This is a genomic window from Pedobacter sp. 05T44 (assembly GCF_056395985.1).
On sequence record NZ_JBFTKO010000001.1, the window covers coordinates 337,934 to 361,030 of the forward strand.

Consider the following 23,097-nt stretch of genomic DNA (forward strand, 5'->3'; position numbering starts at 1 on the left):
ATTAACTTCAATGTTGATCAGGCTCTTGTTTTATAGGTTTATGCCATGGCCAACGCCGTCATTCTGCTTCGTAATCCCGAGAACCAAGGGATCTCTTGCTTATACAAACTTGCTTAGAAGCTATTTTATGGCCAGGAGATCTCTCCTATCGTCGAGATGACGAGTGAACTATAAGATGACGGTGGGCTCTCCAAAATCACCTGCGAAACTCCAGGATATCGCCAGGCTGGCAGTCCAGAACATTGCATATCGCATCCATAGTTTCCAATCTGATTGCTTTTGCCTTTCCAGTTTTTAATATAGAAAGGTTAGACATTGTTACTCCTACCCTCATGCTAAGCTCTGTTAAAGACATCTTTCTTTTAGCAAGCATTACGTCTAAGTTTATAATTATTGGCATGATATGTTTTTATTATAAGTCATTAATCAATGCAATTAATATTCCCCTATTTTCCCCATTTTTAAAGATGCTAATTATGTTTTATTTCCTGACATCATAAAGACAAACATTTATTTTGGCTTTAGACGGCCTCAATTATTGTTGTAAAACACAATATTAACATTGATATTCAATAACAACACTATGTTTTACAATATAACGACATTGATACTGACAAAAGTATTTTGGAATAATTTTTGCTGCTAAATTATTGTATAATTAATACGTGTAAAGTGTAACGTTTTCAGTAATTTATGTTTTCTAATTGCCTTAAAATTCTTACTTTTGCACGTTCAAACACATAAAGAGTACCAAAGCATATAAATGAGACAACTCAAAATCACGCAATCGATTACCAATCGCGAAAGTCAATCTCTAGACAAATACCTTCACGAAATTGGTAAAGTGGATTTAATTACCGCGGAAGAAGAAGTAATATTAGCAAGAAAAATACGTGAGGGCGATCAGGCTGCGTTAGAACGTTTAACTAAAACCAATTTGCGCTTCGTGGTTTCGGTAGCAAAACAATATCAAAACCAGGGTTTAACTTTAGGGGATTTAATTAACGAAGGAAATCTGGGCCTAATTAAGGCTGCCAAGCGTTTTGATGAGACAAAAGGTTTTAAATTTATCTCATATGCTGTTTGGTGGATTCGTCAGTCTATTTTGCAGGCAATTGCTGAGCAAAGCCGTATTGTTCGTTTACCGCTTAACCAGGTTGGATCTTTAAGTAAAATCAGTAAGGCCTTCTCTAAATTAGAGCAGGAATATGAGCGCGAACCGTCTCCTGAAGAATTGGCAGATATCCTGGAAACAACTGTTGATAAGATTTCTGACACATTAAGTAACTCAGGAAGACACGTATCAATGGATGCTCCATTTGTTCAGGGTGAAGAAAATACGCTACTGGACGTATTGGAAAATCATGAGCCTAATACAGATAGCAGTCTTATAAACGAATCTCTTTCTGAAGAAATTAAGCGTTCATTGTCTACTTTAACAGAAAGAGAACGTGAAATTATTGTTCTTTTCTTTGGATTAAGCACAAATCATCCACTATCTCTTGAAGAGATTGGAGAGAAGTTCAATTTAACACGTGAGCGTGTACGTCAGATAAAAGATAAGGCACTTCAGCGTTTGCGTCATACCTCAAGAAGCAAGATCTTAAAATCTTACTTGGGATAGAAAGTTATTTGTTTAATCGGCCTCATCCTGAAATAAATTCAGGATGACGTAGCATAAGAAATATATAAAGTAAAAAAGATCGGGTATATACCCGATCTTTTTTACTTTTGTGACGTTCTAACCAAATTTAACCGCATGCTAAATAAGTACCAATCGGAGTTTCAAAGCTGGATTGAAAAGGAAAAAAAGGCAATTCAATTAATCAATATCGTAGGACAGCTATGGTTCGATAAATCAATTGAACTGGTACTATTCAGAAAACCTTTGTTTGACATAGGTAGCAGCGAGATACTTTCCTACCATCAATACGCCAAGGAAGTTAGTGGGAAAGACATTAACATTTATGAAACACTGGAATTAGCTAAAACAATAGCAAACAGTAACCTGGCACCTTCCAGGATTGACATTGGAAGATTAGCTGCAGAATGGCTTGAGGACAATAACACCAATATCCAGGATTTCGTAATTGGCAAGCTAAGCAAGCACATCGGCAAAGATAAGATCAACTTAAAACCTAAGGACGTAATATTGTTTGGATTTGGCCGTATTGGGCGCATCGCTGCAAGAGAATTAGTTTTGCAGGCCGGAAAAGGAGAACAATTACGGCTACGTGCAATCGTAACCAGAGGTCACAGCGACGAAGAGCTCATTAAAAGAGCTGAACTAATGCGCACAGATTCTGTTCATGGCCCATTTAATGGTACTATAATCGAGGATTTTGAAAACCATGCACTAATTATAAATGGGCAAACCATTTATTTCGTTGAAGCTGAACAGCCGGAAGACATAGATTACACTGTTTATGGGATTCAGGATGCCCTGCTAATTGACAACACAGGAATTTTCCGTGAACGGGAAGACTTAAGCAGACACTTGCGGGCAAAAGGAATAGCAAAAGTGTTGCTTACTGCCCCAGCAAAGGGTAATGTACCCAATATTGTTGCTGGCATTAATGATTTAGAGATTGATTTTGATAAAGAAACTATCTTTTCTAACGCATCGTGCACTACCAATGCCATAGTCCCCGTATTAAAATTAATAGACGATTGTTTTGGAATTGAAAAGGGGCATATAGAAACGATACATTCCTATACAAACGACCAAAATCTACTAGATAATTACCATAAAAAATACCGGAGAGGTCGCGCCGCAGCATTAAATCTAGTAATTACCGAAACCGGTGCAGATAGGGCTGTAGCGAAAGTACTTCCTCATTTAGGAGGCAAATTAACAGGGAATGCAGTACGTGTTCCTACGCCCAACGTATCACTAGCCATATTAAATCTGTCACTAAACAAAGTATCATCAAAAGAAGAAATCAGTGAGATATTGAAACAGGCCTCCCTTTTTGGGAATCTGTCTGAACAAATCGAATATTCAATTTCCAATGAATTAGTAAGTACAGACCTAATCGGCAATAGCCATTCGGCTATTATAGACGGGCCTGCAACCATTATGGCCAAGGACAACAAGTCTGTAGTAATATATGTATGGTACGACAATGAGTATGGTTATACCAGACAGGTTATCCGTCTCGCCAAAAAAGTTGCAGGCGTAGTTAGGCTAACTTATTACTAGAAATCTATATCAATAAGGCTGCTTAGTGGGATATGAACCCCGCTCTTTAATTGAAGGTATCTTTCTGTAACAGACCAAACGGTAGTACTAACTGTTTTTGGCCCCTCTGTAGTGTTAAATGTAATATCCGCTTTTGATTTAAATTCGTTTCCCAGTCGTTGCGCGGAGTTTAACTTATCTCTTAATTCTTCTGTGTGATTCTGATCGGCTGAAACGATTTTACTGATATCTATTGATTCTTTTTCTATTAATTCCCCTAACATAGTATTATGACTTATTCTTACTTAAATATGCATTTAATCTATTTAAATAACAATAGGACATKAAAAGAGTTACAAATATCATTCTATATCTTTACTTTAGTATTATATACCAATCATAGCAAAATGAGACTCTACCCTTTAATATTCCTTAGCTTATTGTTAAGCTGTAGTTCTGTAAAAAAAACAGATGCTCAAGCTGGAAGTCAGCTACTTAAAGATGTAGAAGTATTATCTTCCGATGCTTATGAAGGGAGAAAAACGGGAACAAAAGGTGGCGAAAAGGCACGCGTTTATATAGCATCCCGATTTAAAGAAATTGGTTTAAAAACTTTACCAACATTTTCTGGTTATGAGATGCCATTTACCTATACAGGCAAAAAAGGAACTGCCATTGAAGGCAAAAACATGCTTGCATATGTAGAAGGAAAGAGTAAAAATATAATAGTTATATCTGCCCATTATGATCATATCGGCATTATAAACAATGAAATTTACAACGGTGCCGACGATAATGCTTCGGGAATTGCGACATTATTGAAACTCGCCTCGCACTATACAAAGAATAAACCCGACCATACTTTAATTTTTGCTGCATTTGATGCTGAAGAAGCCGGTTTACAAGGAGCCAAAGCCTTTATAAAAAATCCGCCCGTTCAACTTGAGAATATCAAACTCAATATAAATATGGATATGGTAAGTCACAACGACAAAGGCGAGCTTTATGCTTGTGGTACATTTAAATACCCTCAGCTAAAACCATCTGTTTTTAGCAAGAATTCTAAAGTAAAAATAATTTTAGGTCATGACGACCCAAAGTTGGGTAGCAACGACTGGACAAATCAAAGTGATCATTCGGCTTTTAACGACAAGGATATACCTTTTATTTATTTCGGAGTGGAAGATCATAAGGATTATCATAAGGCTACTGACGAGTTTAAAAACATCAATCCTGCATTTTTCACCAATGCAAGTGAGGCAATACTTGAAATAACCCAAAGGCTAGACCATCAGCTCTATTTGAAGTCTGTAATTAACGAAAAGAAAACAATAAATTAAGTGAGGGTTATTTTCGATTTTCAATCATCCCAACAAATTCACCACTTGATTTACCTCCAAGTGCCTGCAAACGTGTTGATTTAGTTCTATCTGCAGTGGTAGCTACTTTTGCCTGACTGGTGACTGCTATGCCTGGAGCCAGGATATTAATGGCTTCTGCAGTACAATCATCTTTAGGATTACCAAAATCATACATCACATCTCCAGAAGCAAACTCATATCCTTTAACATCAGGAACCATTCCAGTATAATAACCACCGCCACCCGCAGAGTTTTTAGTTTCAAACATTGAAAAGTAAACATCATACTTGTTCTCCAGGGTTATAGGAAAAAAGCCAACTGGTTTTCCATAAGAAGTCTCTCCTACCAACTTAACAGTCATATGAGGTTTAAGACTGTTTATTACAAGTTCACTAGCAGAAGCGGTATACTGTTCAACAATAAACACCACATTCTTCACTCCGGTTAAATTTCCTGTTTTCTGGAATGTAGTGGTATTGCCGCTTACGGTATAATCATCATCAAAATATGTCCCAACGGCTTGCCCATCATCATTAACAGCTGGCTGATTCTTTAATATCGTAGCTTTTTTATTCTGCATTGTGGCATTAAAGTGCTCGGTAAACATTACACCTGAGGTACCGGTAGGCGCAATAAGATTAATAAGGTGTTGTGCTGTACTTATATAACCACCACCATTATACCTCAGATCAACAATAAGATCGGTTACTCCTTTAGCAGCGAAATTATTGAACACTGTGGTTAATGCACTTTCAGAATTTTCTTTATTTGAGAACCTTGCATAGGCCAAATAACCTATCTTTTTACTACTGGCTGTAAAAACAGTGTCTTTATATATAGGACTGCTCTTATATACGCTCTTATTTAATGTTTTAGTGAAACTTACATTCCCCTTTTTTCCAGCAAGAGTTACCGTAGCTCCCTCAATTGCACTTTGGATTTTATCTATTTCTCCATTAAAGTTAGTTCCATAGGTAACTCCATTTACAGATGTAATTTCATCACCTCTTTTAAAACCAGCTTTGGCTGCAGGAGAATTTGGATAAACTGCGGTCACGAAGATATCATAGTCTGAATTAGACGGCCCAAAATAGCCGAACCTTAATCCAACATCATTACCGTTTCCTTCTAAGTCAACAGATAACATTATACCAGGTATACTTGCAGTAGGATTTTTATCGGCTTTGTCAAAAATATAGGAATACTTTGGATCCGTGCTATTTGTTAAATAATCCGGAGATTTTGATGCCTTAACTATATTAAACAAGTTAGCTTCGTACTTTTCAAGGTTTGTTCCGCCTGTAGCACTATATTGTCGAGGCTCAAAAGCATCGTATGTAGGCAAGGATTCATTCCAGAAATAAACTTCTTTAGCATATAGAAATAAGGAATCATTTGTTAGATCTACCCTATTTGTTGTAGGAGTTTGCTTGGTATTTTGCGAAACCTGCGGTTCCGGATCAGGTGTAGTTTTATTTTTTTTACATGCACTGAATACAATGCAAATCCCCAACACCGAACCAATTACGTAATTTTTTACAAGGCTATTTTTCATTTAAATCATTTTATCACCAACACCCGGTTCGGAGGTATAAACGTAATCAAGATACTAATAGTTTATCAACATTCAAATAATCAACACCTACATTTATAGCACAATCTTCATCTGGTTTTATCTTACCAATCATTAGCACATCTTCTTTCTTCAAACTATGCTTATCTAAAATCAGTTGAATCCCTTCTGGAGAAGGTTTAAGCGCGGTTTCAGCAGCAAAATAAACAGTAAGATAGTTTTCTAATCCATGCCATTCCATTTGCTTAATCTTATTAAGCTGCATCATAGGATCGCCATTTGTGAATATAAATATTTGCTTACGTTCAACAGTGATTTCCTGCAGCAAGCTAAGCATCTCATTAAACATCAACAGCTTTAAGGGCAAACGCGCGCTTAAGAAAAGCAAATCAAAATTTACTTTATACTTTAATGGTATATCAAATTGGGTTGCTGTTTTCTCAAAAATATCCTCATTACCTGTTGCAAGATAAGTTTGCTGCATACTTTTAAGGATTTCATCGGCGCTTATTTGCTCTGCATATTCTATAAATTGAGCAAATAAATAATAAACCTGTAACAAGTAATCCTTTTGTGGATAAAGGACATCATCCAGCTCAAAAACAAATGCTTGCTTGTTGTTTAAATAACGTTCAAATGCCATTAAATATTAGTTAAATGGATGATCTGATCTTTTTCGGGCATTAGCACCTGAATATTAAACTCCTCAAAAAGGATTTTCGATTTTAGTATATCGGCAATCTCAAATTCATGCAAAGGTAAAACAGCATCTACCCCCTCGTTGAGGCAATGATTTAACAAATTATGAGCTATAATTTCATCATTTCGCTCCCCTAAAGAAATGAAATAGTATCGTGCAGATGGAAAAGAAGGCACATCCCCATAATCAGCCAGTACAATATGATCATCTGCAAAAGTTTTAATCAGTTTTAGCGACTGAGCAGATTTCCCTCCCGTTATTAATATCTTCAAAACTTAAATAATTAAACCATCTTTCATTGTAACCACCCTATCGCTAATCTTAGCCAGATCTTCATTATGTGTAACAATCACAAAAGTCTGTTTAAAATTATCTCTAAGGGTAATAAAAAATTGATGTAGTGAGTTGGCGTTTGCCGAATCCAAATTACCGGATGGCTCATCAGCAAGAATAATTGCCGGATTATTTATCAGTGCTCTTGCTACAGCAATACGTTGTTGTTCGCCACCAGATAATTGATTAGGCTTATGGTCTGCCCTATCCTTTAAACCCAAAAGATCAAGGAGCTCAGTTGCCCTTGCTATTGCTTGTTTTGTAGGCACCTTAGCTATAAATGCAGGGATACAGATGTTCTCAAGTGCAGTGAACTCAGGTAAAAGATGATGAAACTGAAAAACAAAACCGATATTCTTATTTCTAAAAACACTTAACAATTCGCCTGAAAGCTTGTTGACCTTAGAACCATTAAGTTCTACCGTGCCATCGTCGGGCTTGTCCAGTGTACCTAGAATATGGAGTAAGGTACTTTTCCCTGCACCCGAAGCACCTATAATACTTACAATTTCGCCTTTTTTGACCTCAAAATCTACTCCTTTTAATATGGGTAGATTTCCATAAGCTTTTTTTATACCTGTGGCTTTTAGCATAAGTGCAAACTTACAAAAACATAGCACAAGGTTAAACAAATATGATGCAACAAAAAAAACCTAAATTTTTCTTGGAAGTTCAGATTTATCATTTAACTTTGAAAAACAAAGTACTTTTAAAATGAGTAACAAGGAAGAACAGCTAAATGCATTGAACGACATCAAAAAAATGATGGATCGTTCATCAAGATTTATTTCTTTAAGTGGGCTATCAGGAGTTTTCGCTGGTTTTACTGCGCTGGTGGGTGCTTACCTTGCTCATTTAGAAATAGCAAATAGTGTAAATGGCACTTATGAATATGGTTTTACTGAGGATGATCTGGAAGCCAATTTAATTAAAATTGGTCTGGGGGTACTCGTTGTTGCGCTTATAGGTGGTTTTCTTCTTACACTTAGACAAACCAGAATAAAAAAGCTTCCATTCTGGGACAGAACCTCTAAAAATCTATTGATCAATTTAGCAATTCCATTATTTGCTGGAGGTTTATTTATTATTGGCCTTCTTCTGGCCCACCCCGGGACATATGGCTTAATAGCACCTTCTTGTTTATTATTTTATGGGTTGGCTTTAATTAATGCCAGTAAGTATACTTATACCGACATTCGCTTTCTCGGTTTCTGCGAAGTTGTACTAGGATTGGTAGCGATGTTTAATATTGGATACGGACTCTATTTCTGGGCTTTTGGTTTTGGTGTACTTCATATTTTTTATGGATTGCTGATGTATTTTAAGTACGAAAGGACTAAATAATGAAGAACCCGATTGGAGCCCTTAACAAGATATTTGATAGTCGGATAAGACTAGGCGTGATGTCTATTTTGATTGTAAACGACAGTATCAGTTTTAATGAACTGAAACAAATGCTGGAACTTACAGATGGCAACCTCGCCTCTCACCTGAACACTTTGGAACAAGCAGAATATTTAAAAGTTCAAAAGTCATTTATTGGAAAAAAAACAAACACTACATATATACTTACAGATCTGGGTAGGCAAGCATTTAAAACTCATTTAGATGCTTTAGAGAAGATGATTAAAAGTCTTTAATTTTTTTTATCTACTTACTTTGAAATGCAAAGCACTTTTGAAAAATAAAAAAATGGAAACAACGTCAATTAATCAAATTACAACCATTGCCAAAGAATGCACTAAATATTCATTTGTTGCAGGATCTGCACTCTTCTTATTGTATTGTCTTACAAAATTCAGCCCCTTAGTTCCAGTAGGTCTCTTATACATCATACTTGCCCTAGTGATCAACTCAATTATCTTTATGAGTTTATTGATTACAATAATCGTTCACCCTGAGCATTGCCTTACACTCTTAAAAACAGCAGTTGTTATGCTATTTAACCTCCCTGTAGCTTTTGCATACATGTGGATAGTTACAAATCATCTTTAATCTAAAAACAATCTACACTCACATGAAACAGCGGATAGACCTACAGCTCCTTGCAGCAATTGGCGGCGGCATTCTTTTCAACTTTCTTTTCTGGATGGAGAAACAAGCCCTTAACCTACTTATTTACACACTTTTTTTAATCATCATAACTTTACTGGATCGGGAAAAGTCTAAAACTAAAAAGTACTACATTTTTGCTGGCAGTCATCTTCTGGCTGCAATAATGGTAGTTGTCAATCAATCAGATCTTAATATCATCACCTGGTATATCACTTTTGCGGTTATGATAGGCTTAATTCATTTCCCTTTATTACGGAATATTTTTACCGTATTGCTCGCCGCATTTTTACAGATTATTACGGCCCCGATAAATCTTTTAAAAAAAATAATGGCCATTCACTTTGGGGACCTTTCTTTTAAGCCTGTCTTAAAAATCGTGAAGTACACTATTATCCCCTTTTTCGCCATCATGCTGTTTAGCATACTTTATAGTGAGGCTAATACTGTTTTTGCCAATTACCTTAATCGGATTACTTCTGGTATAACCACATTTATAAACAACATGGTTGTTTTCCTATTTCCAGAATTAAGCTTTGAACGCTTCATACACATTGTTCTGGGAATTGTGTTGAGCGCAGGAGCTTTTATCAGTTTAAAAAGGCTTGAACTTGAAAAAATTGAAGCTGGTTTTGGTGAGCAGTTAGTACGAGAACACAGGAATAAAACAAGCAACTCAATTGCCTATATGTTGATCGAAGTTTTTGCCGAAGGTTTGTTGAAACGGATGATGGCTTTAAAAACTGAGAATATCATCGGTATTATTTCATTTACAGCCTTAAACCTTCTATTGCTTTCATTAAACACCATCGACATAACTACATTATGGCTGGGTAAAAATATTGAATCGAATGGGGCTAAATATTCAGATGCGCTTCATGATGGCACAAATGTATTAATAGTAAGTATTGTGATAGCTATGATGATTATTGTATATTTTTTTAGAGGAAATCTAAATTTCTACAGTAAAAACAAAACGATCAGATTACTGACCTATTTATGGATATTTCAGAATATTTTTCTGGTATGTTCTGTCTTACTCAGAGATTACCAGTACGTAAGTGCTCTTGGATTAACCTACAAACGAATTGGTGTATTCGTTTTCTTATTGCTTTGCACAATAGGTCTGGTTACTGTTTACATCAAGGTCGCTCAGCAAAAAACCTTCTTTTATCTGTGTAAAATAAATGGTCGCATTTGGTATATCTTACTACTTGTTTTTGGATTTGTAAACTGGGATGTTTTGATTGTGAACTACAACATTAACAACAGAGCCTCCATTAACTTAGATCTTGATCATTTAACCGATTTGTCTGACAAGACCCTCCCCCTTTTAAATACGAATAAGATTATACTTAGAAAATATTTGAGCACCTCAAATTATGCTTATAAATGGAGCAACGACACAACTGACCTCAGTAACAAACGAATAACTCCAACGAATACAGAACAGATCCTGGCCTTTGAAAAGGATTTAGCTCAACGAAACAACACATTCAAAACAAAATACAACGAGACATCCTGGTTGTCATGGAACTACCGTGATTGGCAAACAATGCAATTTTTACTTAAAAACCATTTATAATCTTAAAACCTGGTGTATGCACAACTCATCGTATTGGATAAACTATTTTAACCAAAACCTAAAGAACAAAAGAATTGACTGGAGTATCAGTCCGAATTTAAGCCAACTGGAAAAAAACAACATTTTAAGCTCTTTACAGGCCTGGCAACTGGGAGAAACATCTGAGGGAACGAATCTGGTAAATGCTGCAACCAAACATGCAAAAAAGCTAAATGATCCTTATTATACAGATGCCATTAAGCTATTTATTAAAGAAGAGCAAAAGCATGGTAATAATTTGGGTCGTTATATTGATCTAATTGGCGAGCAAAGAATAAAAAAGGATTGGGGTGATAGCTTATTTAGAAAAATAAGGGGACTAAATACAGACATGGAGTTTTGGACCATAGCAGTAATTACCGTAGAAAGCGCGGCCCAGATATTTTACCAATGTTTAAAGGATGCAACGAACTGCAAATTACTTAAACAAATAAGTACAGATATTTTAATCGACGAAGCGGCTCATATCACTTTTCAAATCGAGAGGCTAAGTTTGATATATAGACAAAAGAGCTTTTTTATGAGAACTATTACGTACTATTTTTACACAGTTTTCTATTTTTCAACAGCGATGGTAGTCTGGCTGGCGCATAGAAGATTATTTAATGCCGGCGGGGTTCACTTTGGCACTTATTGGATCAAGATGAAACTCAAATTTAAAAAGACCATTAAAAAATTAAAACCCGAAAGAGAAAATATAAACGCTGAAAATACCTTTAGCCATTTGTTATAAAGCTTTTGAAATTGTAGATTTGAACAAATTTTTTCAGCATAATGAATATCCACGAATATCAAGGTAAAGAAATACTTAAAAGTTTTGGAGTAGCCGTACAAGAAGGTGTAGTAGCCGACACGGTAGAGCAGGCTGTAGAAGCTGCTAAAAAAATGAAAACTGACTACAATTCTGACTGGGTTGTAATTAAAGCTCAGATCCACGCTGGTGGTAGAGGTAAAGGCGGTGGTGTAAAGCTTGCCAAAAACCTTGATGAGGTTAAGGAAAGAGCTTCTGCTATCTTAGGTATGCAGTTAGTAACTCCACAAACTGGTCCGGAAGGAAAGAAAGTTAACAAAATTTTAGTTGCTCAGGATGTTTACTACCCAGGTGCATCTGAAACCAAAGAATTCTATATCAGCGTATTGTTAAACCGCGCTAACGGAAGAAACATAATTATGTATTCTACTGAAGGTGGAATGGATATCGAGGAAGTTGCTGAGCATACTCCTCATTTGATCTTCAAAGAAGAAATTGACCCTAAAGTTGGTCTTCAAGGATTTCAAGCTCGCAAAATAGCTTTTAACCTTGGTCTAAGCGGTCAGGCTTTTAAAGAAATGGTAAAATTTGTTACCGCACTTTACAAAGCTTACGATAGCACTGATTCTTCAATGTTTGAAATCAACCCTGTTCTAAAAACATCTGATGATAAAATTATCGCAGTTGACGCGAAAGTAGATTTAGACGAGAATGCCTTATTCCGTCATCCGGATTACGCGGCAATGCGTGATAAACTGGAAGAAGATCCTACTGATGTTGAAGCAAGCGAATCAAACCTTAACTATGTTAAACTTGACGGGAACGTTGGCTGTATGGTTAATGGAGCAGGCTTAGCAATGGCTACTATGGATATCATCAAAATTGCAGGTGGAGAACCGGCTAACTTTTTAGATGTTGGTGGTACTGCAAATGCACAAACGGTTAAAGCTGGTTTTAACATCATCCTTAAAGATCCGAATGTAAAAGCAATTTTAATTAACATATTTGGTGGTATTGTTCGTTGTGATCGTGTTGCCCAAGGTGTTATTGATGCATATAAAGAAATTGGAGATGTTCCGGTTCCTATTATTTGCCGTTTACAAGGAACAAATGCTGTTGAAGCTAAGCAATTAATAGATGACTCAGGATTAAAAGTTTTCTCGGCGATAGCATTAAAAGATGCAGCTGATTTAGTTACGAAAGTATTAGCTTAATCTATAGCTATTCAAATAAATCTTTATTAAAGGAAAAAGCCAATTGTTAACTCAATTGGCTTTTTTCATTTACAAAAAAATAAACAGGCTTGATTTCTGTTTAAAACACAAAAAAAATGAGAATTCTACTTTTAAAATAAGAAGAGGCATACAATCATCCAATTGTATGCCTCTCTAACCAAATATAAATTAAACGAGCATTACAAATATAGGGTTTTAAATTTAAAAACAATAAAAAATTGATTTTATTTAAATAAAAATCTAAAAATACACCATAAAAACAAAACAAAACCTAACAAAACACACAAACAACTAAAAAAACACAATAGAAAAGCAATAAAAACACAAAATAACCAATAAAACATAATTATAAATACCAACAAACAACACTAAAGCAATAAAAAAACAACAAAACACCATCCAAAAAACAGAATAATACCAAGAAAAATACATTAAATACCAAAATCACTCAAAATAAACCTAAAAATACAATCAAAATAAACCTAGGTAATTTAAAATAGGCTACTAAAATATTCCCTCCCATTTATTAAAGGAAATCCTTATTTTTGACGCTCTCCACAAAAAAATCATGATTAAAAGAGAAAAAGTAAAAAGTTTGTTAGATACAAACGAATTCGACAGAGAAGTTACGGTTATGGGATGGGTGCGAACATTTCGCAACAACCAGTTTATTGCAATAAATGATGGCTCCTGCATTGGGAACATCCAAGTCGTAGTGGATTTTAATAATACTCCGGAAGAACTTTTAAAGCGTATTACTACAGGAGCTGCAATTTCTGTAAAAGGAAAAATTGTAGAATCATTAGGAAAAGGTCAGAKAGTAGATATTAAAGCTGAAACTATAGAAATATTAGGCGATAGTGATCCTGAAAAATTCCCTCTTCAACCCAAAAAACATAGCCTGGAGTTTCTGCGGGAAATTGCCCACCTGCGTTTCCGCACCAATACTTTCAATGCAGTCTTTAAATTACGTCATGCATTAGCCTTTGCTATACATCAATTTTATAACGAAAGAGGTTTTGTTTATATGCACACACCTGTTATTACTGCATCAGACGCAGAAGGTGCCGGTGAAATGTTTAAAGTTACCACTCTTGATTTCGACAACACACCTCGTACAGATGATGGGAAAGTAGATTACTCACAGGATTTCTTTGCGCGCGCAACCAACCTGACCGTATCTGGTCAGCTGGAAGGTGAGCTTGCTGCAATGGCCTTTGGACAGATATATACATTCGGACCTACTTTTAGAGCAGAAAACTCAAACACAACACGTCACCTTGCTGAATTTTGGATGGTTGAGCCTGAAATTGCCTTCGCTGATCTTGAAGACAATATGCAGCTTGCAGAAGACATGTTGAAATATGTGATTAGCTATGCGCTAGAACACTGCAAGGAAGAGATTGACTTTTTAAACAACCGTTTACTAGAAGAAGAAAAAACAAAACCTCAGAATGAGCGCAGTGAGCTATCTTTAATAGAAAAGCTAAACTTCTGCCTAAACAATGATTTTGAACGCCTAACATACACAGAAGCTATTGCGATCTTAAAATCTTCCAAACCTAATCAGAAAAAGCAGTTTAAATATCTTATTGATGAATGGGGAGCAGATTTACAATCAGAACATGAGCGCTTCCTTGTTGAAAAGCACTTTAAAAAGCCAGTTATCTTAACTGATTATCCGGCCGATATTAAGTCCTTCTATATGCGTCAAAACGAACCTGATGCTCAAGGCAGAAAAACAGTAGCTGCAATGGACATCCTTTTCCCAGGCATTGGCGAAATCATCGGAGGATCTCAAAGAGAGGAGCGCCTTGATAAGCTAACCCGAAGAATGGAAGAGCTTGATATTCCACAAGACGAAATGTGGTGGTATCTGGACACCAGACGCTTTGGATCGGCACCACACTCTGGTTTTGGACTAGGATTTGAACGACTGATATTATTTGTAAGTGGAATGACAAACATCAGAGATGTAATCGCTTTCCCTCGTTTCCCTAAAAATGCAGAGTTTTAATAGACTCATAAAATAGCAAAAGGGGTGTATCAATCATGATTGATACACCCCTTTTATATTTATTACCTATTCTGATTTTGATTCAAATCATCTGCAAATGAGTTTGCATGTGTATAATCAACCAGTGAAACTTTATAATCAGAAGGCACAAAACTTGTTGATACACTCAGTGCCATTCCCAACTCAAACCTTAAAGGGTAAGGTGACTGCAACAAACTTCCTTCAGGGATGTATGGGAAACTTTCCATATATGATTGCATTACATTGGGCGCAATCCTCCTGTTGATATATGCCCTGGTCAATTGATAAGGATGATGTAAACCCGCAGCACCTAATAACTCTACAGCACTACCAACAGTTAGCTTATGGAAATTATAAACCCTAACTGTTTTATCTCCCACTACAAGACCTTTCATTAAACTTGGGTCCTGTGTTGCCACCCCTGTTGGGCAAGTATTACTGTTGCACTCTAAGGCCTGTATACAGCCCAACGCAAACATCATTCCTCTCGCCGAATTACATAGATCAGCACCAAGCGCTATATTCTTTACCAAATCAAATCCAGATGCTACTTTACCCGATGCAATAATTTTAATGTGCTTTTTAAGGTTAAAACCTACCAAAACATCGTAAACAAAAGCCACACCTTCTCTTAATGGCATGCCAACCGCATTAGAAAATTCCTGTGGAGAAGCTCCTGTACCACCTTCGCCCCCATCAACAGTAATGAAATCTACATAAATACCTGTTTCAACCATTGCTTTACAAATGGCAAAAAATTCACTTCTTCTTCCAATACAGAGTTTAATACCAATTGGCTTACCACCAGAAAGCTCTCTCAGTTTCTTTACAAAACCCATTAATTCTAACGGCGTTTTAAAGGCAGCGTGAGCTGGAGGCGAGATCACATCAAACCCCTCTTTTACCAACCTTATCCTTGCAATTTCAGGAGTAACCTTTTTAGCCGGCAATATACCTCCATGTCCTGGTTTAGCGCCCTGAGAAAGCTTAATCTCAATCATTTTTACCTGATCTGTACTTGCCCTCTCGGCAAAGGCCTCATAGTTAAATGTACCATCGTGATGACGACAGCCAAAATACCCAGTACCAATTTGCCAGATTAAATCCCCTCCGGGATTAGCATGGTAATCGCTTATACCACCTTCACCTGTATTATGCGCAAAATTACCCATCTTGGCTCCACCATTTAAAGCCAGAATAGCATTCTGACTTAATGAACCGAAGCTCATAGCAGAGATATTATAAATACTTGCAGAATACGGCTTTAAACACTCCGGACCCCCTACTAACACACGCGGATCTTCATTAAGTTCAGTATGGCTGATTGCTGAAATACTGTGGCTTAGCCATTCATAACCATTTTCATATACATCCAATTGTGTCCCGAATGGAATAGTATCATTTTCTCTTTTTGCGCGCTGATAAATCAATGAACGACTAAGTCTGCTAAATGGCTTACCATTGGTATCACTTTCTACAAAGTATTGATACACCTTTGGCCTTAAATCTTCCATAAAGTACCTTAATCTGCCCACTACTGGGTAGTTCCTTACTATACTGTGTTTTGGTTGATACAGGTCATAAATACCCAATAAAACAACTGGTCCTGTAAAAATGAATAACCACCATAAAGGCGGATAAGTAAGGCCCAACATTACAGTGAGTGCCACCAAAAACGCCGCAATTGCGATAAATGCTTTTCTCATATTCCTTAATTTAATAAAAACATGCCAATAGAACAATTATAATCTGATTTCGGATCAATATTTTGTAAATTTACACATGCTTATTAAAATCTATCCTGAAAACCCAAATCCCAAGGCGATTGAGCAAGTTGTTGAAGTATTGAAAAAGGGAGGAATAATCATCTACCCAACCGATACCGTATATGGAATGGGTTGCGATATCACTAATCATAAAGCCATTGAAAAAATTTGCCGGTTAAGAGGTATTAAACCTGAAAAGGCCAATTTCTCTTTCATCTGCTCGGATTTAAGGCACATTTCAGACTATATAAAACCTATCGACACCACCACATTCAGGCTACTAAAAAAAGCTCTACCTGGCCCTTTTACGTTTATACTGAATGCAAACGGAAATGTACCAAAACTACTAAGTTCCAACAAGAAAACTGTTGGTATAAGGGTACCTGATAATGATATTGCAAGAGAAATTGTTTTGCAGCTTGGAAATCCAATTCTATCTACTTCTATATATGATGATGATGAAGTAATTGAATACTCTACAGATCCTGAACTGATCCACGAAAAATATGAAGACACTATAGACATCGTAATTGATGGTGGATATGGAGACAATGAACCATCTACGGTTGTAGACTGTACATCAGGAGATTTTGAAATCATCCGTCAAGGAAAAGGAAACCTGGAAAACTACCTATAAATGGCCAAAATAATAAATTTACAAGCATTTAAAGACTTTTTAAGATCAGGACAAATTGGAGGCATACTCCTTATGGTATGTGTTGCGATCTCTCTGTTTATTGCAAACTCTAGTTATAAGAATGGCTTTTCTGCACTACTATCAACAGATTTAGGCTTMACATTTGGCTCTGGCTCTTATGTATTTACTGTTTCTGCCTGGATAAATGATGCGCTAATGGCTGTATTTTTTCTTCTTGTGGGCTTAGAGATCAAGAGAGAGCTGGTAGAAGGCGAGCTTTCATCTATTAAAAAGGCTTCCTTGCCTGTAGTTGCTGCTCTTGGAGGAATGTTGGTACCCGCATTTATTTATTTCATTTTAAATAAAGATACCGCTACGGCATCTGGATGGGGAATTCCAATGGCTACCGACATTGCCTTTGCCTTAGCTATCATATCCATGCTGGGTAAAAGTGTTCCGGCCTCATTAAAAATATTTCTTGCTGCCCTGGCCATTGTTGATGACCTTGGCGCCATCCTGGTTATTGCTATTTTTTATACAAATGAGGTACATTTTCATTACCTCCTGATGGCAGGAGGTGTACTTGCGCTATTGCTGGTATTTAACTTCTTTAAGATAAAACCGCTTTATTTTTATCTTATACCCGGAGTGTTCTTATGGTACTTCATTCACCACTCAGGCATACACGCAACAATTGCAGGGGTGTTGCTTGCCCTTACCATACCAACCAATTCAGATAACACAGAATCTCCTTTAGAAAAGCTTGAGCATTTATTAAATGGTCCTGTAAATTATTTTATCATGCCGATCTTTGCACTGGCCAATACCAACATCACCTTTCAAAAAGAAATGCTTGACGGTTTAGTATCGCCGCTGGGGCTTGGAATTGTGGCTGGTCTTTTTGCCGGAAAAACAATAGGTGTTACACTGTTCTCCTGGCTTGCAGTAAAGCTAAAACTGGGAACACTTCCGTCGCAATCAGGCTGGAAACACATTATTGGCTTAGGTATGTTGGCTGGTATAGGATTTACCATGTCCATATTTATATCCTTACTTTCATTTAGTGATGAAATGCATGTAACCGAAGCAAAATTTGCGATTCTTTGTGCTTCGGTTATTGCAGGATTAGTTGGTTTTGTTTTCCTAAAATCTATTAAAGGAAAAGCGTCGGTTAAGGCTTAAATTCTTTCATGAAGTTTTTAACACTGCCCTGAACATCATCAGCAGACAAGCTTTTCACAAAGGCAGTACCTATAATTGCACCGTTAGCATATTTACATGCTTTATCAAAGGTTTCTTTGCTACTTATACCAAAACCTATCATGGTTGGGTTTTTAAGTTTTAATGATGCAATTCTTGAAAAATATGTTTCGGTTGTATCAGATACCTGAAGATTTTTTCCTGTAGTTGCCGACGAGGATAGCAAGTAGATAAATCCATTACTTAAACCGTCGATTTTACGGATCCTTTCTTCAGAAGTTTGAGGAGTAACCAAGAATATATTACTTAAACCATATTTAGCAAAAACTGGTTCATATAACTCCTCATGTTCAACCATTGGGAGATCCGGAACTATACAACCATCAACGCCTACCTCTGCACAAGCTTTACAGAAATTCTCTACACCAAATTGAAGCATTGGGTTTACATACCCCATTAACAAAACCGGGATAGTTACCGTTTTACGTAAATCTTTAAGCTGCTCAAACAGCAGTCTTAAATCCATACCATTATCAAGCGCCAGCTTACTGCTCGCCTGTATAACCGGGCCATCAGCAACAGGATCAGAATATGGGAACCCTATTTCTAATAAGTCTGCACCTGAACGCTCTAGCTCTTCTGCAATTGCCACTGTATCTCCAAGATTAGGATAACCAGCTGTATAGTAAATTGATAATATATCTTTCTTTTCCTGAAATAACTTTTTAATTCTATTCATTTCTTTTATAATCCAAAATATCTCATGTAAGTATCCATATCCTTGTCACCGCGGCCCGACAAGCAAACCACTACATTCTCCCCACCTTTAAAATTCATTTTCTCCAGATAAGCCAGTGCATGAGCACTTTCTATTGCAGGGATAATACCCTCCATTTGAGTAAGCAATAAACCAGCTTCCAAAGACTCATCATCAGTTATGGAAACATACTGACCACGACGAGTTTTAAACAAATGTGCATGCTGAGGGCCAATGCCGGGATAATCTAATCCTGCTGACACAGAATGAGGTTCAACAACCTGACCATCTTCAGTTTGCATCAAAATACTTCTGCTGCCATGCAACACACCCTCCTTACCCAGTGTAGTTGTAGCTGCCGAGAACCCGCTATCAACCCCTTTACCTGCAGCCTCTACAGCGATTAGTTTTACCTTTTCATCATCAATAAAATGGTAAAACATGCCCATGGCATTACTACCACCGCCAACACAGGCCAACACATAATCCGGCTGGTCATTACCAGTTTGTTCTATCAATTGCTTCTTAGTCTCTTCTGAAATGATAGATTGAAAAAGTGCCACCATATCCGGGTACGGGTGTGGCCCAACAACAGAACCTATTATATAATGGGTATCTACCGGATTATTAATCCAATCGCGCATGGCTTCGTTGGTAGCATCTTTTAACGTTTTACTTCCTGAAGTTGCAGGAACTACCTTAGCACCCAGCATTTTCATTCGTGCAACATTGGGAGCCTGTCTTTGAATATCAATCTCTCCCATATATACTACACATTCTAATCCGCGTAATGCACACACTGTAGCAGTAGCCACACCATGTTGTCCGGCACCAGTTTCGGCAATAATACGTTTCTTACCTAAACGTTCTGCAAGCAATATTTGACCAATGGTGTTATTGATCTTATGTGCACCCGTATGATTCAGATCCTCACGTTTCAGAAAAATATTTGCGTTATATTTTTGCGATAATCGTTTAGCTAGATATAGTGGCGAGGGCCTGCCGACATAATCTTTAAGTAACTGATGAAATTCCTTCTGAAAGTCTTTATCCTCAATAATTTTAAGATAATTCTGTCGTAATTCTTCTACATTCGGATATAGCATTTCCGGAATATAAGCTCCGCCAAAATCTCCGTAGTATCCTTTTTCATTTACAAAATAGTTCATAGTCTTGTTCTTAAATCCTTGGTTGAGTAAACTCAATAGGACAACATATTTTTAAAGTCAATCAATTTATCTATATCCTTTAGCCCAGGCTCCAATTCAAACTTGCTATTAATATCAATAGCATAAAAACGCACATCTTTTATTCTGTTTATTTCATCAATACTTTCCAAATCAATTCCCCCACTTAAAAAGTATGGTTTATCTAACACATATTTTTGAAGCAACTCCCAGTTAAAAGTCCTTCCTGAACCTCCATGATCGGGAGTCTGGGTATCAAATAAAAAGTAATCAACTGAATCAGCATATGCTTCCAACTGCTCAAAATCAAATTGTTCATCAATTCCAAACGCCTTTATTACTTCTATATCTAATAATGCTTTTAGCTGGCTACAATAATTAGCAGATTCGTTTCCGTGTAATTGAACAGCATATAGTCCATATTCCAAAACCCGTTCAACCACTGTTCTAAGCTCTTCATTTACAAAAACACCTGTTTTTTTGATATTAGAAGGCAGATCCTTAACAAACTGAGCTGAAAGATCCGCAATAAATCTTTTTGAGCCATTATAGAAAATAAATCCCATATAATCAGGCTGCAAGTCTGCCACCATTTCGATGTTTGATGGCACCTTCATTCCACATACTTTCAGTCTCTTATCCATTACCTTGATATTAAGTTTTTAAAACTATTCAAAGCATTCTTGCTCATTAAAGAAGCCTCTGCTTCATAAAAACAATCCGCAAAAGATTTAGTGTTATCTATTGTCTGAATAGCAAGTGCAGCATTGCAAAGCACAACATTTCGTTGAGCATCGGTACATTCATCATTAAGCACACTCATAAAAATCTTTGCTGATGATTCAACCGTATCCCCTCCTTTTATTTCCTGCTCATCAATCTGTGCAAACCCAAGATCAGCAACGGTTACCAACGATTCTCCATTTTTACTAAAAGTTTTAAAATCGCAAGTCAGCGAAACCTCATCAAAACCGTCCACCGCGTGCAGTATCGTATAGTTTTTATCAGTATCCTGATATAAATAAGCATACAACCTGGCTAGTTCGAGACTAAACACGCCTACAATTTGATTTTTAGGTTGTGCTGGATTAACCATTGGTCCAAGCATGTTAAAAAAGGTTTTAACTCCTAATTCTTTACGTATAGGCGCAACAATTTTCATGGCCGGATTAAACAACGGGGCATGGATAAAGCATATCCCTGCTGTATCTAAACTGCGTTTTAAAATATCCTGTTCGTTAGTAAATGTATAACCCAGGTACTCCATAACATTTGAAGAACCGCAGCCAGATGACACACCATAGTTACCATGCTTAGCCACTTTGTGACCTGCGCCAGCCACAACAAAAGAAGCAAGTGTAGATATGTTAAAGGTGTCTTTACCATCACCTCCTGTTCCACAAAGATCTACAAGCTCATAATCTGAAAAGTTCAGTTTCACACAAAGATCAAGCATAGCATCACGAAAGCCTTGAAGCTCAGCAACAGTAATGTTCCGCATCCCATACGCCGTAATAAAAGCGGCAATCTGCGAAGTATTAAATTCGCCTAAGGCAATAGAAGTAAGTATCTTTTGTGCCTCTGCTCTACTGAAGGTTTTGTTTTCAAATAGGTGGTTAAGTATTTTCTTCATGTTATTTTCTTCTTAAAGAAGTTTTTCAAAATGTCGTAAAACAAAAAAGGTTGCCTTAAGCAACCCTCAAAATATTTTTATATAAAATAAAACGTTCAAAACGGGGTTACACTACGCTATTGCGTTGTGCCACCACCAGTTGTTAAGTCCGTTTGTAAGTATCATTAAAGCAAATATGGAATTGTTTTTGCAAAGCAGCAAATCTTTTATCAAAAAAAATAAAATTTATTACTTCTTTGCAGGGCGGGTTTACTTAATCAGGGCGTTCTTTTCCTTGGTAAAATGGTTAAAAACCAGTTTATCTGCCAATGCAGGCAATAACTTATTAATCCATACGGTTAGTTTGCCCTGCCCTGTCATAACTAAAGTGCGCTTTCTTGCAGCAATGCCATCAACGATACGAGTAGCCACTTCTTCAGCGGTCATCATTTTACCTTCTTCCATACTTGTTTCGCCATGAGCAGCACCATCTTTAGCCAATGCTGTAACCCGAATATTAGAAGCCGTAAAACCAGGGCAGGCTACCATCACATGAACACCGGTTTTAAGTAATTCGGTCCGCAGTGACTCCATAAAACCATTCATGGCAAACTTGGAAGCAGAATAACCGGTACGACCAGGCAAACCACGATACCCCGCGATTGATGATACCCCTATTACACTGCCTTGTGTTTTTAAAATCTCGGGCAGCGCATATTTAGTGCAATAAACCGTACCCCAGAAATTCACATCCATCAGGTTTTTCAATACAGACAAGTCCAGATCATTGAACAATGCACGCATAGATAAGCCCGCATTATTAATTAATATATCTATCTTACTGAAAGTGACTAAGGCCTGCTTAACAAGCACTTCACATTCTTCTTCTTTACTCACATCTACCTGAACTGCAATAGCTCTTATGCCATATCTTGCCTCCAGATCGGCGGTAATTTCGCAAAGTGTAACATATTGTCTGGCACCAAGAACCAGGCTAGCACCGCGTTTAGCAAACTCTTCAGCACATGCTTTTCCAATACCAGATGATGCACCCGTAATTATGACTACTTTATTCTTAAAATCCATTCTA

Annotated in this window: 23 protein-coding genes; 11 read left to right on the plus strand and 12 right to left on the minus strand. The window is 36.9% G+C overall.

Features of this window, described 5'->3' with window-relative positions; genetic code table 11:
• Window positions 1–196 precede the first annotated feature (196 nt).
• The gene (locus tag AC1DDK_RS01320; RefSeq protein WP_172660486.1) at window positions 197–400 is read right to left on the minus strand and encodes a helix-turn-helix domain-containing protein; all 204 of its coding nucleotides are present in this window, start codon (window positions 398–400) and stop codon (window positions 197–199) included.
• A gap of 363 nt (window positions 401–763) precedes the next feature.
• Between AC1DDK_RS01320 and AC1DDK_RS01325 the strand changes: the two genes are divergently transcribed.
• Window positions 764–1,624 carry a sigma-70 family RNA polymerase sigma factor gene (locus tag AC1DDK_RS01325; protein ID WP_008242129.1) on the plus strand — a complete coding sequence of 287 codons (861 nt, stop codon included), beginning with the start codon at window positions 764–766 and terminating at the stop codon, window positions 1,622–1,624.
• 135 nt (window positions 1,625–1,759) lie between these two features.
• The gene (locus AC1DDK_RS01330) at window positions 1,760–3,202 is read left to right on the plus strand and encodes a glyceraldehyde-3-phosphate dehydrogenase (RefSeq protein ID WP_288884419.1); all 1,443 of its coding nucleotides are present in this window, start codon (window positions 1,760–1,762) and stop codon (window positions 3,200–3,202) included.
• Here AC1DDK_RS01330 and AC1DDK_RS01335 read toward each other — a convergent pair.
• Window positions 3,199–3,465, minus strand: coding sequence for a hypothetical protein (locus AC1DDK_RS01335; RefSeq protein ID WP_048904470.1), 267 nt, complete (start codon window positions 3,463–3,465; stop codon window positions 3,199–3,201). The genes AC1DDK_RS01330 and AC1DDK_RS01335 overlap by 4 nt on opposite strands.
• Before the next feature lie 123 nt (window positions 3,466–3,588).
• Between AC1DDK_RS01335 and AC1DDK_RS01340 the strand changes: the two genes are divergently transcribed.
• Window positions 3,589–4,521, plus strand: a complete 933-nt coding sequence (locus AC1DDK_RS01340; RefSeq protein ID WP_172660488.1) for a M20/M25/M40 family metallo-hydrolase — start codon at window positions 3,589–3,591, stop codon at window positions 4,519–4,521.
• 7 nt (window positions 4,522–4,528) lie between these two features.
• Here the strand turns inward: AC1DDK_RS01340 and AC1DDK_RS01345 are convergent, their stop codons facing one another.
• The 4 genes from AC1DDK_RS01345 to AC1DDK_RS01360 are packed head-to-tail and all read right to left on the minus strand — an operon-like array spanning window position 4,529 to window position 7,741.
• On the minus strand, window positions 4,529–6,097 hold the full coding sequence (locus tag AC1DDK_RS01345; RefSeq protein WP_288880930.1) for a S41 family peptidase: 1,569 nt from the start codon (window positions 6,095–6,097) through the stop codon (window positions 4,529–4,531).
• A 46-nt stretch (window positions 6,098–6,143) separates the two neighbouring features.
• Window positions 6,144–6,758 (minus strand): HAD family hydrolase, encoded by a 615-nt coding sequence (locus AC1DDK_RS01350; RefSeq protein ID WP_172660490.1) that lies wholly within the window; start codon window positions 6,756–6,758, stop codon window positions 6,144–6,146.
• Complete coding sequence (locus AC1DDK_RS01355) at window positions 6,758–7,087, minus strand: ATP-grasp domain-containing protein (protein ID WP_172660491.1); 330 nt, start codon at window positions 7,085–7,087, stop codon at window positions 6,758–6,760. The genes AC1DDK_RS01350 and AC1DDK_RS01355 overlap by 1 nt, the downstream gene beginning before the upstream one ends.
• A 3-nt stretch (window positions 7,088–7,090) precedes the next feature.
• A complete protein-coding gene (locus tag AC1DDK_RS01360) occupies window positions 7,091–7,741 on the minus strand; it encodes an ABC transporter ATP-binding protein (RefSeq protein ID WP_172660492.1) in 651 nt (216 codons plus the stop codon).
• A 121-nt stretch (window positions 7,742–7,862) separates the two neighbouring features.
• Here AC1DDK_RS01360 and AC1DDK_RS01365 point away from each other — a divergent pair, with 121 nt between their 5' ends.
• The 6 genes from AC1DDK_RS01365 to asnS all read left to right on the plus strand — a co-directional run bounded on the left by AC1DDK_RS01365 (window position 7,863) and on the right by asnS (window position 14,827).
• The gene (locus AC1DDK_RS01365) at window positions 7,863–8,492 is read left to right on the plus strand and encodes a hypothetical protein (RefSeq protein WP_172660493.1); all 630 of its coding nucleotides are present in this window, start codon (window positions 7,863–7,865) and stop codon (window positions 8,490–8,492) included.
• Complete coding sequence (locus AC1DDK_RS01370; RefSeq protein WP_172660494.1) at window positions 8,492–8,788, plus strand: winged helix-turn-helix domain-containing protein; 297 nt, start codon at window positions 8,492–8,494, stop codon at window positions 8,786–8,788. The genes AC1DDK_RS01365 and AC1DDK_RS01370 overlap by 1 nt, the downstream gene beginning before the upstream one ends.
• Before the next feature lie 377 nt (window positions 8,789–9,165).
• Window positions 9,166–10,785 carry a DUF4153 domain-containing protein gene (locus tag AC1DDK_RS01375; protein ID WP_288880927.1) on the plus strand — a complete coding sequence of 540 codons (1,620 nt, stop codon included), beginning with the start codon at window positions 9,166–9,168 and terminating at the stop codon, window positions 10,783–10,785.
• A gap of 16 nt (window positions 10,786–10,801) precedes the next feature.
• Complete coding sequence (locus tag AC1DDK_RS01380) at window positions 10,802–11,557, plus strand: ferritin-like domain-containing protein (protein ID WP_288880925.1); 756 nt, start codon at window positions 10,802–10,804, stop codon at window positions 11,555–11,557.
• A 41-nt stretch (window positions 11,558–11,598) separates the two neighbouring features.
• The gene (gene sucC / locus AC1DDK_RS01385; RefSeq protein ID WP_172660497.1) at window positions 11,599–12,789 is read left to right on the plus strand and encodes an ADP-forming succinate--CoA ligase subunit beta; all 1,191 of its coding nucleotides are present in this window, start codon (window positions 11,599–11,601) and stop codon (window positions 12,787–12,789) included.
• 589 nt (window positions 12,790–13,378) lie between these two features.
• Window positions 13,379–14,827, plus strand: coding sequence for an asparagine--tRNA ligase (asnS, locus tag AC1DDK_RS01390; RefSeq protein ID WP_477633769.1), 1,449 nt, complete (start codon window positions 13,379–13,381; stop codon window positions 14,825–14,827).
• A gap of 62 nt (window positions 14,828–14,889) precedes the next feature.
• Here the strand turns inward: asnS and AC1DDK_RS01395 are convergent, their stop codons facing one another.
• Window positions 14,890–16,554, minus strand: coding sequence for an FMN-binding glutamate synthase family protein (locus AC1DDK_RS01395; protein ID WP_172660498.1), 1,665 nt, complete (start codon window positions 16,552–16,554; stop codon window positions 14,890–14,892).
• Window positions 16,555–16,630: 76 nt separating this feature from the next.
• Between AC1DDK_RS01395 and AC1DDK_RS01400 the strand changes: the two genes are divergently transcribed.
• Together AC1DDK_RS01400 and nhaA are read left to right on the plus strand one after the other, a co-directional pair.
• A complete protein-coding gene (locus tag AC1DDK_RS01400) occupies window positions 16,631–17,251 on the plus strand; it encodes an L-threonylcarbamoyladenylate synthase (protein WP_172660499.1) in 621 nt (206 codons plus the stop codon).
• A complete protein-coding gene (nhaA, locus tag AC1DDK_RS01405; protein WP_477633770.1) occupies window positions 17,252–18,433 on the plus strand; it encodes a Na+/H+ antiporter NhaA in 1,182 nt (393 codons plus the stop codon). It begins immediately after the preceding gene.
• On the opposite strand, the gene trpA is transcribed toward nhaA, so the two are convergent.
• The 5 genes from trpA to AC1DDK_RS01430 form a co-directional block, all read right to left on the minus strand.
• Window positions 18,423–19,190 carry a tryptophan synthase subunit alpha gene (gene trpA, locus AC1DDK_RS01410; RefSeq protein WP_172660501.1) on the minus strand — a complete coding sequence of 256 codons (768 nt, stop codon included), beginning with the start codon at window positions 19,188–19,190 and terminating at the stop codon, window positions 18,423–18,425. The genes nhaA and trpA overlap by 11 nt on opposite strands.
• Before the next feature lie 5 nt (window positions 19,191–19,195).
• Complete coding sequence (trpB, locus tag AC1DDK_RS01415; protein WP_288880917.1) at window positions 19,196–20,377, minus strand: tryptophan synthase subunit beta; 1,182 nt, start codon at window positions 20,375–20,377, stop codon at window positions 19,196–19,198.
• Between the two features lie 32 nt (window positions 20,378–20,409).
• Complete coding sequence (locus AC1DDK_RS01420) at window positions 20,410–21,039, minus strand: phosphoribosylanthranilate isomerase (protein ID WP_288880914.1); 630 nt, start codon at window positions 21,037–21,039, stop codon at window positions 20,410–20,412.
• On the minus strand, window positions 21,039–22,028 hold the full coding sequence (gene trpD, locus AC1DDK_RS01425) for an anthranilate phosphoribosyltransferase (RefSeq protein WP_172660504.1): 990 nt from the start codon (window positions 22,026–22,028) through the stop codon (window positions 21,039–21,041). The genes AC1DDK_RS01420 and trpD overlap by 1 nt, the downstream gene beginning before the upstream one ends.
• A 249-nt stretch (window positions 22,029–22,277) precedes the next feature.
• Window positions 22,278–23,093: an SDR family oxidoreductase gene (locus AC1DDK_RS01430; RefSeq protein ID WP_172660505.1), complete on the minus strand. Its 816-nt coding sequence runs from the start codon at window positions 23,091–23,093 to the stop codon at window positions 22,278–22,280.
• Between the last annotated feature and the right edge of the window lie 4 nt (window positions 23,094–23,097).